Source organism: Catellatospora sp. NPDC049111 (genome assembly GCF_040648615.1).
GTDB lineage: Bacteria > Actinomycetota > Actinomycetes > Mycobacteriales > Micromonosporaceae > Catellatospora > Catellatospora aurea.
In genome coordinates, this window is sequence record NZ_JBEZEB010000060.1 from 11527 (window position 1) to 25598 (window position 14072).

Consider the following 14072-nt stretch of genomic DNA (forward strand, 5'->3'; position numbering starts at 1 on the left):
GGATCGCCTGCGACGCGGCCGGGGGAGCGGCGTAGGCAAAACCTTAGATACGTGTTCGCAAAAACTCTAGAGTCCTGTGCAAGTTTGCAATGCCAATCGAAACGTTGCGGACGGTGACGGCGCAACGCTTGCCATCGCGGCGGGCGCGTGGGACGGGCTCCCCAGGTTCGCCGACCGCCCCTGCTCATCCGCGTGTGGCGATGCGCTCGGCCGTCCACAACGGAGACTTTCGAGATCAGTGGTCATGAGTGGGCGTCACCGGCGGTGACCGGCGCTGGTCGTGGCGGGGTGGTGGCGGTATGCATACGAAATGATCACCGTCCGTCCTCACCCGACGGTTGCTACGTTTTTTGCATTGGACTGTGGACTTCTAACTACCAAGGCTCTAACGTTTTGCTACCACAGTCAGAAACACCGATGACTTGAAGTCGTAACAGGCAGGTGGCTCCTCGGCCGTGGCGGCGTGTGCGCGTGAGCTGGCACGTCGCCGCAATCCGCTCCGGCCGGGTCGCCTTCCGCACCACGGGGTGGCCGTCGTTCCACGACGGCGACCGCGGATTCGCGGCGGGATGAACGCAGGAGAGGTAATGCAGGGAGGAGTGCAGTGAAACTCAAGAATGTCCGGACCAGGCTGCTCGCGACGGTCGTCGCCGCCAGCCTGGCTGTCGTGGCGGGGCCGACGTCACCGGCCTCGGCCGCCGGAGGGCCTAACCTGGCCGCCGGCAAGACGACCTCGGCGAGCAGCGTCAACGGACCCTACGTGACCGGCAACCTGGTGGACTCGAACCAGGGGTCCTACTGGGAGAGCTCCGGCGCCTTCGCCCAGTGGGCGCAGGTCGACCTCGGCAGCACCGTCAGCATCGACCAGGTCGTGCTGAAGCTGCCCGCGGGCTGGGGCGAGCGCACCCAGACGCTGTCCGTGCAGGGCAGCACCAACGGCACCTCGTTCAGCACGATCGTCGGCTCGGCCGGGTACAACTTCCAGCCGGGCTCCGGCAACGTGGTGACGATCAACTTCACCGCGGCCAGCACCCGTTACGTGCGGATCAACATCACCGCCAACACCGGCTGGGCGGCCGCGCAGCTGTCAGAGCTGGAGGTGTACGGCGCGGGCGGCGGCTCGTCCGGCAACCTCGCCATCGGCAAGGCCATCGCCGAGAGCGGCCACGCCGACGTGTACGGCGCGGGCAACGCCAACGACGGCAACCAGGGCACCTACTGGGAGAGCGTGAACAACGCGTGGCCGCAGTGGCTGCGCGTCGACCTCGGTTCGACCGTGAGCGTGAACCGGGTCGTGCTGAAGATCCCGAGCGGCTGGGGCGCGCGCACGCAGACCCTCGCGGTGCAGGGCAGCACCAACGGCACCACGTTCTCCGACATCGTGGCCTCGACCGGGTACAACTTCACCGGCTCGAACACCGTGACGATCGACTTCGCCACCGCGTCCACCCGGTACGTGCGGATCAACATCACCGCCAACACCGGCTGGCCGGCGGGCCAGATCTCCGAGTTCGAGATCTACGGCCCGACCACCGGTGACACGCAGGCCCCGTCCACCCCGGGCAGCCTGGCCTACACGCAGCCCGCGTCCGGCCAGATCCGCCTGACCTGGAACGCCTCCACCGACAACGTCGGCGTCACCGCGTACGACATCTACGCCAACGGCGACCTGCTGACCAGTGTCAGCGGCTCGACGCTGACCTACACCGACAGCCGGCCGGACAGCCAGACGGTCAGCTACCACGTGCGGGCCCGCGACGCGGCCGGCAACCAGTCGGGCAACAGCAACACCGTGACCCGTACCGGCCAGACCGGCGACACCCAGGCGCCCACCGCGCCCGGCAGCCTCGCCTACACCCTGCCCGCCTCCGGCCAGATCCGGCTGACCTGGACCGCGTCGACCGACAACGTCGCCGTGACCGGGTACGACATCTACGCCAACAGCGCGCTGCGGGCCAGCGTGAACGGCTCGACCCTGACCTACACCGACAGCCAGCCGGACACCGCGACGGTCAGCTACTACGTGCGGGCCAAGGACGCGGCGGGCAACATCTCGCCGATGAGCAACATCGTCACCCGCAACGGCTCCGGCGGCGGCGGCACCAACCAGGCGCTCAACAAGCCGATCACCGACAACGGCCACACGCACATCTTCGCGCCGGAGAACGCCAACGACGGCGACCTCACCACGTACTGGGAGGGCAGCACGTCGCCCAACCAGCTCACCGTGGCGATGGGCTCCAACGTCGGCGTGTCCTCGGTCGTCGTCAAGCTCAACCCCGACGCCGCGTGGGGCGCCCGCACCCAGACCTTCCAGATCCTGGGCCGCGAGCAGAGCTCGTCGTCGTTCGTCAACGTGGTCTCCTCGGCGGCGTACAACTTCAACCCGGCCACCGGCAACACGGTGACCGTCAACGCCTCCGGCAACTACGCCGACATCCGGCTCCAGTTCACCGGCAACACCGGCGCCCCCGGCGGCCAGGTCGCCGAGCTCCAGGTCATCGGCACCCCGGCGCCGAACCCGGACCTCACCGTCACCTCGGTCACCTGGTCCCCGGCCTCCCCGGTGGAGACCGACGCGGTCACCCTGAGCGCGGTCGTCCGCAACGCGGGCACCAACACCTCGGGCGCGACCAACGTCAACTTCTACCTGGGCACCACCCTGGTGGGCACCGGCTCGGTCGGCTCGCTGGCAGCCGGCGCGCAGACGACGGTCAACGCCAACATCGGCACCCGCACCGCCGGCTCGTACGCCGTCACCGCGAAGGTCGACGAGGCCAACAGCGTCATCGAGCAGAACGAGGCCAACAACAGCCTCACCGCGTCGAGCAACCTCACCGTCAGCCCGGTGCAGAGCTCCGACCTGGTCGCGAACCTGAGTTGGACGCCGAGCAACCCGTCGGCCGGCAACACCGTCACCTTCTCGGTGGCGATCAAGAACCAGGGCACCATCGCCTCGGCGAGCGGCGCGCACGGCATCACCCTCACCGTGCTCAACGAGGGCGGCACCGTGGTCCGCACACTGACCGGCTCGTACTCCGGTGTGATCAACGCCGGGGCGACGTCGAGCACGGTCAACCTGGGCACCTGGACCGCGGCCAACGGCCGGTACACGGTCCGCGTGGTGCTGGCCAACGACGGCAACGAGCTGGCGGTCAAGCAGGCCAACAACACCAGCAACACGCCGCTGTTCGTCGGGCGCGGCGCGAACATGAACTACGACATGTACGAGGCCGAGGACGGCTCGACCGGTGGCGGCGCGACCGTCGTCGGCCCGAACCGGACCATCGGCGACCTCGCCGGTGAGGCCAGCGGCCGCAAGGCCGTCACGCTGAACAGCAACGGCCAGTACGTCCAGTGGACCACCAAGTCCGCGGCCAACGCCCTGGTCACCCGGTTCTCCATCCCGGACAACTCCGGCGGCACGGGCACCACGTCGACGCTGAACATCTACGTCAACAACGTGTTCCACAAGTCGATCACGCTGACCTCGAAGTACGCGTGGCTCTACGGCGCGGAGGCGGGGCCGAGCAACTCGCCCGGCGCCGGCCCGGCCCGCCACCTGTACGACGAGGCCAACATCCTGCTGGACTCCACCATCCCGCAGGGCGCCACGATCAAGCTGCAGAAGGACGCGGCCAACAGCGGCACGTTCGCGATCGACTTCATCAACCTGGAGCTGGTCAGCCCGCGGGCGAACCCGGACCCGGCCCGGTACAAGGTGCCCACCGGCACCTCGCACCAGGAGGTCCAGAACGCTCTCGACGCGGTCCGGATGGACACCACCGGCACGTTCGTCGGTGTCTACCTGCCCGCCGGCAACTACGAGACGGCGCAGAAGCTCAGCGTCTACGGCAAGGCGGTCAAGGTCGTCGGCGCGGGCATGTGGTACACCCGCTTCCACACCCCGGTCGGCCAGGAGAACACCGACGCCGGCTTCCGGGTGGAGAGCAGCGCCAACGGCTCGTCCTTCGAGCACCTGGCGTTCTTCGGCAACTACACCATCCGCCAGGACGGCCCCGGCAAGGTCTGGGGCGAGCTGAAGACGGTCAACAACCTGACCTTTGACAGCGTCTGGGTCGAGCACACCGTCTGCGGCTGGTGGGGTGTCAACGTCAGCGGCTGGACCGTCAAGAACAGCCGGGTCCGCAACACCTTCGCCGACGGCATCAACCTGACCAACGACTCCACCAACAACCTCGTCACCAACGTCGAGGGCCGCGGCAACGGCGACGACGCGTTCGCGCTGTTCTCCGCGATCGACTCCGGTGGCTCGGTCGGCAACCACGGCAACGTCTTCGAGAACCTCTCGGCGACGCTGACCTGGCGAGCCGCGGGTCTTGCGGTGTACGGCGGCTACGACAACGTGTTCCGCAACCTGTACATCGCGGACATGCTGACGTACTCCGGCATCACGATCAGCTCGCTGGACTTCGGATACCCGTTCGTCGGATTCGGCACGACACCCACACGGTTCGAGAACATCTCGCTCGTGCGGGCCGGCGGCCACTTCTGGGGCAACCAGACCTTCGGCGCCATCTGGATCTTCGCGGCCTCGAAGGAGTTCCGCGGCATCCGGATCACCGATGTGGACATCGTCGACCCGACGTACTCCGGCATCATGTTCCAGTCGAAGTACCCGGAGCAGCAGCTGGTCACCGACACCGTCTTCACCAACGTCAGCATCAGCGGCGCGCAGAAGAGCGGTGACGCGTACGACGCCAAGTCCGGCATCGGCATCTGGGTCAACGAGATGCCCGAGGCGGGTCAGGGCCCGGCGAGGGGTTCGGCCACCTTCAACAACCTGACCTTCAGCAACAACTTCCAGAACATCCGCAACACGACCACCACCTTCACCCTCAACATCAGCTAGTAGGTAGAAAGGAAGGGCACCTTCTTAACGCTCCGCGTTGTAGAAGGTGCCCTTCTTCACGTCCTGAGGCGGTGAGCTGCGGGTTCGTGCGGCTATCGCAGTTGGTCGGCGTCCATGACGGCCTGGGCGAACGGACCCGGGGCCTCCTGGGGCACGTTGTGGCCGATGCCCTGCAGGGCGCGGTGCTGATACGGCCCCGTGAACCGGGCCCGGTACGCCGCACCGTCGCCCGGCGGCGTGAACGGGTCCACCTCGCCGTCGAGCGTGATCGTCGGAACCGCGATCGTCGGGCCCTTGGCCAGCCGCGCCTCCAGGTCGTCGTGGCGCGGGTCGCCCTCGGCCAGGCCCAGCCGCCAGCGGTAGTTGCCGATCACGATCGGCACGTAGTCGGGGTTGTCGAAGGACGCCGCTGTGCGGTCGAACGTCGCGTCGTCGAACTTCCACGTCGGGGAGTTGAACGTCCAGATCAGCTTCGCCAGGTCGTGCCGGTTCTCGTCGAGGCCGAGCTTGCCGCGCTCGGTCGAGAAGTAGTACTGGTACCACCACGCCCACTCGGCCTTCGGCGGCAGCGGCTGCTTGTTGGCCTCCCGGTTGGTGATCAGGTAGCCGGTCACCGAGACCAGCGCCTTCACCCGCTCCGGCCACAGCGCCGCCACGATGTCGGCGGTGCGCGAACCCCAGTCGTACCCGGCGAGCACCGCCTGCCGGATGCCCAGCGCGTCCATCAGCGCGACCAGGTCCAGCGCGAACGCCGACTGCTCGGCGGTACGCGGCGTCGCCGCGTCGCGGAACCTGGTCGTGCCGTGGCCGCGCAGGTGCGGCGTGATCGTGCGGTAGCCCTTCGCGGCCAGCAACGGCGCGACGGCGGTGTAGCTGTGGATGTCGTACGGCCAGCCGTGCAGCAGAAACACCGGCCGGCCGTCGGCGGGACCGGCCTCGACGTAGCCGACGTTCAGCTCGCCGGCGTCGATCTGGCGTACCGGACCGAAATCCGGCTGTGCCCGGGTCCCCGGGTCCGGCACGGTCGCGCCGGGACGGCCGCGTCCCGGCAGTGTGCCCGGAGTGGGAACCGCGGCACGGCCCGCGGCCCGGCTCGCGGCGGGTGGCGCGGCCAGGCCGCCGAGGGCGGCGACCGTGCCGGAGCCGAGGATCTTGCCGAACGTACGCCGGTCGACCATCCGGAACCTCCCTGAGGGGTCGACGGAGGTGAGCGCGTGCGGAAAGCCACCGCGGCGTGGACACGCGCGGACTCGTATGCCCAGCTCGGAGGCTACCTGCCGGGGCCGCGGCGCGAGTCGGTTCCGCAGGGTGTCGGATCGACGGCCACCCGGGGCAGGCGGAATGATGTAGGCATGTCGCTGGAACGGCTCGACCTGAGCAGCCCCGTCGCCCGGATCGGGTTCGGGCTGGCCGCGGTGGGGCGGCCGGGATACATCAACCTGCACCGGGAGCGGGATCTGCCCGCCGAGCGGACCGTCGACGAGCTGCGCGAGCGTACGTATGAGCTGCTCGACGCGGCGTACGCGGCCGGGGTGCGCTATGCCGACGCGGCGCGCTCGTACGGCCGCGCGGAGGAGTTCCTGGCCGGGTGGCTGGGCGCGCGGGACGTGCCCGACATGGTGGTCGGGAGCAAGTGGGGGTACACGTACACCGCGGGGTGGCGGGTGGACGCGGCGGTGCACGAGACCAAGGACCACGGGGTCGCGACGTTCGATCGGCAGCTCGCCGAGACGTGGGAGTTGTTGGGGGAGCGGCTGGATCTGTACCAGATCCATTCGCTGACCGTCGAGAGCCCGGCGCTGACCGATACCGCGCTGCACCGGCGGCTGGCCGAGCTGGCCGCGACCGGGGTGACCGTCGGCTTTTCCGCCAGCGGGCCCCGGCAAGCCGACGCTATCGACGCCGCGCTGGCCATCGAGGTCGACGGGGTGCCGCTGTTCCGCAGCGTGCAGGCGACGTGGAACGTACTCGAACCGTCCGCTGGCCGGGCGCTGGCCGCGGCCGGCGCCGCCGGCTGCCAGGTGATCGTGAAGGAGGCGATGGCCAACGGCCGGCTCGCCGAGCCGTCGCCGGAGCCGGGCGTGCTCGCCGACGTCGCGGCGGAGGCGGGCGCGCCGCAGGATGCGGTGGCGCTGGCGGCGGTGCTGGCCCAGCCGTGGGCGGGCGTCGTGCTGTCGGGTGCGGCCACGACCGCGCAGTTGGCGACGAACCTCGCCGCGGCCCGGGTGCGCCTGTCCGACGGGCAGCTGGCGCGGCTGGCGGCGCTGGCCGAGCCCGCCGAGCACTACTGGAAGCACCGCGCCACCCTGCCCTGGCAGTGACACCACGTCACGAACCTGCCCGCTCCGCATAAGTGCCACCACGCCACGAACCTACCTGCCTCCATAGACGATGGCCTATAACATCGAATCCGATGCGCGTTTTTTCGATGTGATAGGCCATCGTCTATGGAGGTCGAAGCTGCGTAGCGCGGACGCGCGGCTCCAGCAGCCCAGCCGCGCGAAACTGCCGATGGACCCGCAGGTCACAACGGTTAACCCGTTAAGAAGGTGCCCTTCCTCTACGCAAAACGATAAGAAGGTGCCCTTCCTTCATTCTGTTGTGCGGAGGGTGGTGGCTATGGCTTCGGTGGCGGCGGGGGCGTCGGGGCCGGTGGCGCGGATGGTGACGGTTTCGCCGGCGGTGGCGCCGAGGGCCAGGAGCGCTAGGACGCCTTTGGCGCTGGCGGTTTTGGCGCCGTAGACGATCTCGATGGTGCTGGTGAACTTGGCGGCGGTGACGACGACCTGGCCGGCGGGGCGGGCGTGCAGGTGGGCGGGCAGGACGACGGTGGTTTCAGAGCTTTCGGGCATGCCAGGCCTCCTCGGCGGCGTCGGCGACCGTGTCGAGGTCGGCGCCGGTGGCGGCGATGACGGCGGCGGCGACCGCGCCCTCGACGAACGGGGCGTCGACCAGGCGGACCCCGGGGTCCGGGTGCTGCTCCAGGAGGGCTTTCGCGGTGAGGACGGAGCTGCCCAGGTCGGGCAGGACCAGCACGCCCCCGCCGGAGCCGGCCTCGGCGATCGCGTCGCGGATCAGGTCGTACGAGGTGCCCAGGCCGCCGTCGTCGTCGCCGCCCGCGACGGTCACCGCGACCGCGTCGCCGGCCACCTGCCGCAGCAGCTCGCGCAGCCCGGCCGCCAGATCGGCGCTGTGCGAGACGAGGACCAGGCCAACGGTGCCGTTCATGTGGGGATGGTAGCCCCGCGGACCGGTAAACCGGGCACACTGCGCCCGGTCGGGGCAGGATGGACCTGACGACGCCCGTGAAGGGAGCCCGGCCGTGAAGAAGTTCATCAACCATCCGGACGCGGTGGTCCGTGAGTCGCTGGTGGGGCTGGCCGCCGCCCACCCGGACCTGCGGGTGGACCTGGAACAGCAGATAGTGGTACGGGCCGACGCGCCCCGGGCCGGCAAGGTCGGCCTGATCTCCGGCGGCGGGTCAGGTCACGAGCCCTTGCACGCCGGTTTCGTGGGGCTGGGCATGCTCGACGCGGCCTGCCCCGGCGAGGTGTTCACCTCGCCCGTGCCGGACCAGATCCTGGCCGCGGCGAAGGCGATCGACGCCGGATCGGGCGTGGTGCACATCGTGAAGAACTACACCGGCGACGTCATGAACTTCCAGCTGGCCGCGGAGCTGTCCGCCGACGAGGGCATCGAGGTGCACTCGGTGCTGGTCGACGACGACGTGGCGGTGGAGGACTCCACCTGGACCGCGGGCCGCCGGGGCACGGGCGCGACGATGCTGGTCGAGAAGATCGCCGGGGCGCTGGCCGAGGAGGGCGGGGACGCGGTCTCGGTGGCCGCGCTGGGCACCCGGGTCAACGAGGCCAGCGCCTCGTTCGCGATCGCCCTGACCCCGTGCACCACACCCGCGGCCGGGCGGCCCGGCTTCGAGCTGGGCGAGGACGAGATGGAGGTCGGCGTCGGCATCCACGGCGAGCCGGGCCGCCGCCGGGAGAAGCTGCTGCCCGCCCGGGACATCGCCACGATGACGCTGGAGGCGATCCTCGCCGCGAAACCCGTCGCCGCGGGCGAGGACGCGATCGTGCTGATGAACGGGCTCGGCGCGACCCCGCTGATCGAGCTGTACCTGCTCTACGGCGAGTTCGCGGGGCTGCTGGAGTCGGCCGGGGTGCGTATCGCGCGCAACCTCGTCGGCAACTACGTGACCAGCCTGGACATGGCCGGCATGTCGCTGACGGTGTGCCGGGCCGACCCGGAGCTGCTGCGGCTGTGGGACGCCCCGGTGCGCACCCCGGCCCTGCGCTGGGGGGTCTGACGATGGACGTCGCGCTCGCCAAGGCCTGGCTGGACGCCGCCGCGGACGCGATCGCGGCCCAGGCCGACCATCTGACCACGCTGGACGCCGCGATCGGCGATTCCGACCACGGCGTCAACATGAACCGCGGCTTCGGCGCGGTGCGCACCGCGCTGGCCGGGGCCGCGCCCGACGGCGTCGGCGCGGTGTTCACGCTGGCCGGGTCGACACTCGTGTCCAAGGTCGGCGGGGCGGCCGGGCCGCTGTACGGCAGCGCCTTGCGGGCGCTGGGCAAGTCGCTGCCGGAGGGGCCGGAGGTGGACGCGGCGGCGTTCGGGGCAGGGTTGCGCGCCGGGCTGGAGGCGCTGCGCAAGCTGGGCGGGGCCGCGCCCGGCGACAAGACCATCGTGGACGCGTACCTGCCCGCGGTCGACGCCTACGACGCGGCGCAGCGCGAGCACGCCGGGGACGGCGACGGCGGGCTGGGCGCGGCCGCCCGCGCCGCCGCGCAGGCCGCGGCCGAGGGCATGCGGGCCACGGTGCCGCTGCAAGCCCGCAAGGGGCGCGCGTCGTACCTCGGCGAGCGCAGCATCGGGCACCAGGACCCGGGCGCCACCTCGACCTGGCTGATCTTCCAGGCCCTGGCCGACACCGCCGCGCCATGAGACCCGAGGTCTACTGCGGGGTGACGGGAGCGCCCGGGATCGCGGTGGGCAAGCTGCGTCATCTGGCGTACGGCACCAACGGCGAATCGGCGACCGCCACCCCGGACCAGGTCGGGGCGGCGTTCGACGCGGTCGCGGCCCGGCTGCGCTGCACCGCGCAGAGCATGCGCGCCCGGGGCGAGAACGGCACGCCCGCCGACATCCTGGAGGCGACCGCGCTCATCGCCGACGACCCCGACCTGCGCTCGGCCGCGATCGGCGAGGTCGAGAACGGCACCCCGGCCGACCGGGCGGTGCTCGCCGCGGCGGAGCGGTACGCGAACGTGCTGGCCGCGCTCTCGGACCCCACGCTGGCGGCCCGGGCCGCCGACGTGCGCCAGATCGGCCGCCGCGTGGTCGACCAGTTGCGGATGGGGGGCGGCCCGGCCCCGGAGCCCGACGACGAACCGGTGATCCTGGTCGCCGAGGAGCTGGGCGCCGACGACCTGCTCGACCCGTCGGTCACCGTGGTGGGCGGGGTGTCCCGGCTCGGCGGGCCGAACGCGCACGTGGCGATCGTGGCGCGGGCGCTGGGCGTGCCGCTGCTGTTCGGCGTGACCGTGCCGACATCGTCGGCGGGCCGGGAGGCGGTGCTGGACGCGGTCGTGGCGACGCTGACGGTGTCCCCGACGGCGCAACGGCTGGAGGCCGCCCGCCGGTCGGCGATGGTGGCGCGTCGGCGGCGCGAGGAGCTGGCGGCGCAGCGCGGCCAGCCGGCGGTGACCCTGGACGGCACCCCGGTGACGCTGCTGGTCAACGTCTCGACCGCGGCGGACGCGGTGGCGGGCCTGGCCGCCGGGGCGCAGGGTTCCGGGCTGATCCGCACCGAAGTGGCCTTCCTGAACACGCGGCACTGGCCGACCCGCGCCGAACACGCCGCGGCGCTGCGGCCGGTGCTGGCGGCGCTGGCCGGGCACCGGGCGACGGTGCGCACGCTCGACTTCGCGCCGGACAAGCTGCCGCCGTTCCTGTGGGGCACCTCGTCGCGTCATCGCGGGCTGGAGCTGATGCTGGACAACCCGCAGGCGCTCGCCGACCAGTTCGCGGCCATCCTCGACGAGGCCGACGGCGCCCAGCTGCGGGTCATGATCCCGATGGTGGTCTCGGTGGCCCAGCTGGCCCGCTGCCGGGACCTGCTCGGCGCGGCCGCCGCCGAGCGCGGGGTGCCCGCACCGCCGCTGGGCGCGATGATCGAGCTGCCCGAGGCGGTGGAGTCGGTAGACGAGCTCGCGGCCGCGGCCGACTTCCTGTCGATCGGCAGCAACGACCTGACCGCGGCGCTGCTCGGGCTGGACCGGCGCGATCCGGCGCTGACACCGGGCCGGATCGCCGAGCCGGTGGTGCTGGCGGCGGTCACAGCGGTGGTGCGCGCGGGCCGTCGGCACGACCGGGACGTGTCGGTGTGCGGCGACGCCGCCGGTGACCCTGCACTGGTGCCGCTGCTGCTGTCGACGGGCTGCCGGACCCTGTCGGCGGCCCCGACGGCGCTGGACGAGGTGCGCGCCGCGGTTCGTGACACGACGCTGGACGTCGGCGAATAAAGCCCATCTCGTACGCATCGCGCACGAGGCGCGCCATACCCGGCAGCGGGTATCGGAGAGCGATCCAGCCTGGACGCGATTCGTTCTATGCTGGACACGTAGCGCGAGTGGATCACCGTTTTCGGTGGTCGGCGGCGGTTTCCTGCCGCGACGGCACACGACCTTCCGCGCGCCGCACGGCCTCGCCGCCCTACCCGCGGACACCTCTGGGGGGCGGACAGACATGGCAAGTTCCGGGACGGCAGTGGACAAGCCGAGCGCCACGAAGGGGTTGTGGCGCGAGCTGAGCGCGGAGTTCGCCGGCACCATGATCCTGATTCTGTTCGGCGTCGGGGTCGTGGCCCAGGTCGTCGGCGGCGGGCTCGGCGACCACGACAGCATCGCCTGGGCCTGGGGCCTGGGCGTGACCATGGGTGTGTACGTCGCGGCGCGGATCAGCGGCGGCCACCTCAATCCGGCGGTGACCTTCTCGCTGGCCCTGTTCAAGGGGTTCCCCTGGGTGAAGGTGCTGCCCTACATCGTCGCCCAGTTCCTGGGCGCGTTCGTGGCGGCGCTGCTCGTGCGCTGGAACTACACCGAGGTGCTGCACCAGACGGACCCGGGTCTGACCATGAAGACGCAAGGCGTCTTCTCCACCCTGCCGGGCAACGGCTCGCTGCCGATCGGCACCTGGGGCGCGTTCCGCGACCAGATCATCGGCACGGCGATCCTGCTGTTCGTGGTGCTGGCGCTGACCGACCTGCTCAACCTGCCGCCGCTGGCCAACCTGGCCCCGCTGATGATCGGTCTGCTGGTGGTCGGGATCGGCATGGCCTGGGGCACGGCGGCCGGCTACGCGATCAACCCGGCCCGTGACTTCGGGCCCCGGCTGGCGTCTTATCTGACCGGTTACGAGTCCGCCTTCAGAGATCAGTATGGGAATCTCTATTTCTGGGTGCCGATCGTCGCGCCGCTCATCGGCGGGCCGCTGGGCGCCTGGCTGTACCACGTGCTCATCGGCCGGTATCTGACGGTCGAGCAGGTGGAGGAGGCAGTCACGCCGGTCGGCACGGTCGGCGTGAAGGAGTCCGGCACGTCCGAGAACAACGCGTGAGCACAGCGACCGGCACGTTCAGTGGAGAGGGACGCGAGATGGCTGACTTCGTGGGTGCGATCGATCAGGGGACGACGAGCACACGGTTCATGATCTTCGACCGGGGCGGCAACGAGGTCGGCAAGCACCAGCTCGAGCACAAGCAGTACCTGCCGCAGGCGGGCTGGGTGGAGCACAACCCGCTGGAGATCTGGGAGCGGACCAGCGCCGTCATCCGTACAGCGCTGGCCCAGCGCAAGCTGCAGGCGTCCGACCTGGCCGCGGTCGGCATCACCAACCAGCGGGAGACCACCGTGGTGTGGGACCGCCGGACCGGCCGGCCCTACTACAACGCCATCGTCTGGCAGGACACCCGCACCGACCGCATCGCGTCCGCGCTGGACCGCGACGGCCGGGGCGACACCATCCGGCGCAAGGCCGGGCTGCCGCCGGCGACGTACTTCTCCGGCGGCAAGATCCAGTGGATCCTGGAGAACGTCGACGGCGTACGCGAGGCCGCCCAGCGCGGCGACGCCCTGTTCGGCAACACCGACACCTGGACGCTGTGGTACCTGACCGGCGGCTCCGACGGCGGCGTGCACATCACCGACGTGACCAACGCCAGCCGCACCATGCTGATGAACCTGGAGACGCTGGACTGGGACGACGAACTGCTGTCGTTCTTCGACATCCCGCGCGCGATGCTGCCGGAGATCAGGCCGTCGTCGGACCCCTCGCTGTACGGCACGACCCGCGCGGGCGGGCCGTTCGCCGGGGAGATCCCGCTGCCGGCGTCGCTGGGCGACCAGCAGGCGGCCACGGTCGGCCAGGTGTGCTTCGCGCCCGGCGAGGCGAAGAACACCTACGGGACCGGTAACTTCATGCTGCTCAACACCGGCACCGAGCTGGTGCGCTCGAAGTCGGGCCTGCTGACCACGGTCTGCTACAAGTTCGGCGACCAGCCCGCGGTGTACGCCCTGGAAGGCTCCATCGCGGTGACCGGCTCGGCCATCCAGTGGCTGCGCGACCAGCTCGGCATCATCAGCGGCGCGGCGCAGAGCGAGTCGCTGGCCCGGCAGGTCGAGGACAACGGCGGCATCTACTTCGTGCCCGCGTTCTCCGGCCTGTTCGCGCCGTACTGGCGATCCGACGCGCGCGGGGTGATCGTGGGCCTGTCCCGCTTCAACACCAACGCGCACCTGGCCCGCGCCGCCCTGGAGGCGATCTGCTACCAGTCGCGCGACGTGGTCGAGGCGATGGAGAAGGACTCCGGGGTGGCCCTGGAGTTCCTCAAGGTCGACGGCGGCATCACCGCCAACAAGCTGTGCATGCAGCTGCAGGCCGACATCCTCGGCGTGCCGGTTAGCAAGCCCGTGGTCGCCGAGACGACGGCGCTGGGCGCTGCGTACGCGGCCGGGCTCGCCGTCGGGTTCTGGCAGAACACCGACCAGCTGCGCGAGCAGTGGCACGAGGACCAGCGCTGGGAGCCGACCTGGACCGACGAGCAGCGTGAAGTGGGCTACCAGGGCTGGAAGAAGGCCGTCGAGCGGACCCTGAACTGGGTCGAGGTCGGGTAAGGGGC

10 protein-coding genes are annotated in these 14072 nt (G+C 70.7%); 7 read left to right on the top strand and 3 right to left on the bottom strand.

Features of this window, described 5'->3' with window-relative positions; translation table 11 throughout:
- Positions 1-604 precede the first annotated feature (604 nt).
- The gene (locus AB0B66_RS40925; RefSeq protein ID WP_360540538.1) at positions 605-4873 is read left to right on the top strand and encodes a discoidin domain-containing protein; all 4269 of its coding nucleotides are present in this window, start codon (positions 605-607) and stop codon (positions 4871-4873) included.
- A 92-nt stretch (positions 4874-4965) separates the two neighbouring features.
- On the opposite strand, the gene AB0B66_RS40930 is transcribed toward AB0B66_RS40925, so the two are convergent.
- The gene (locus tag AB0B66_RS40930; RefSeq protein ID WP_360540540.1) at positions 4966-6051 is read right to left on the bottom strand and encodes an alpha/beta hydrolase; all 1086 of its coding nucleotides are present in this window, start codon (positions 6049-6051) and stop codon (positions 4966-4968) included.
- A 174-nt stretch (positions 6052-6225) separates the two neighbouring features.
- On the opposite strand from AB0B66_RS40930, the gene AB0B66_RS40935 reads away from it, so the two are divergent.
- On the top strand, positions 6226-7194 hold the full coding sequence (locus tag AB0B66_RS40935; RefSeq protein WP_360540542.1) for an aldo/keto reductase: 969 nt from the start codon (positions 6226-6228) through the stop codon (positions 7192-7194).
- 270 nt (positions 7195-7464) lie between these two features.
- On the opposite strand, the gene AB0B66_RS40940 is transcribed toward AB0B66_RS40935, so the two are convergent.
- Both AB0B66_RS40940 and dhaM read right to left on the bottom strand, forming a co-directional pair.
- Positions 7465-7725, bottom strand: coding sequence for an HPr family phosphocarrier protein (locus AB0B66_RS40940; RefSeq protein ID WP_360540544.1), 261 nt, complete (start codon positions 7723-7725; stop codon positions 7465-7467).
- A complete protein-coding gene (dhaM, locus tag AB0B66_RS40945) occupies positions 7709-8101 on the bottom strand; it encodes a dihydroxyacetone kinase phosphoryl donor subunit DhaM (protein WP_360540546.1) in 393 nt (130 codons plus the stop codon). Before dhaM ends, AB0B66_RS40940 begins: the two co-directional genes overlap by 17 nt.
- A gap of 94 nt (positions 8102-8195) precedes the next feature.
- On the opposite strand from dhaM, the gene dhaK reads away from it, so the two are divergent.
- From dhaK to glpK, 5 genes are all read left to right on the top strand, one after another.
- Positions 8196-9194: a dihydroxyacetone kinase subunit DhaK gene (gene dhaK / locus AB0B66_RS40950; protein WP_360540548.1), complete on the top strand. Its 999-nt coding sequence runs from the start codon at positions 8196-8198 to the stop codon at positions 9192-9194.
- Positions 9195-9196: 2 nt separating this feature from the next.
- Positions 9197-9838: a dihydroxyacetone kinase subunit DhaL gene (gene dhaL, locus AB0B66_RS40955; protein ID WP_360540550.1), complete on the top strand. Its 642-nt coding sequence runs from the start codon at positions 9197-9199 to the stop codon at positions 9836-9838.
- Positions 9835-11418: a putative PEP-binding protein gene (locus AB0B66_RS40960; RefSeq protein ID WP_360540552.1), complete on the top strand. Its 1584-nt coding sequence runs from the start codon at positions 9835-9837 to the stop codon at positions 11416-11418. The genes dhaL and AB0B66_RS40960 overlap by 4 nt, the downstream gene beginning before the upstream one ends.
- A gap of 223 nt (positions 11419-11641) precedes the next feature.
- Positions 11642-12511 carry an MIP/aquaporin family protein gene (locus tag AB0B66_RS40965; protein WP_360540554.1) on the top strand — a complete coding sequence of 290 codons (870 nt, stop codon included), beginning with the start codon at positions 11642-11644 and terminating at the stop codon, positions 12509-12511.
- Positions 12512-12549: 38 nt separating this feature from the next.
- Positions 12550-14067: a glycerol kinase GlpK gene (gene glpK, locus AB0B66_RS40970; RefSeq protein WP_360540556.1), complete on the top strand. Its 1518-nt coding sequence runs from the start codon at positions 12550-12552 to the stop codon at positions 14065-14067.
- The last annotated feature ends 5 nt before the right edge of the window (positions 14068-14072 follow it).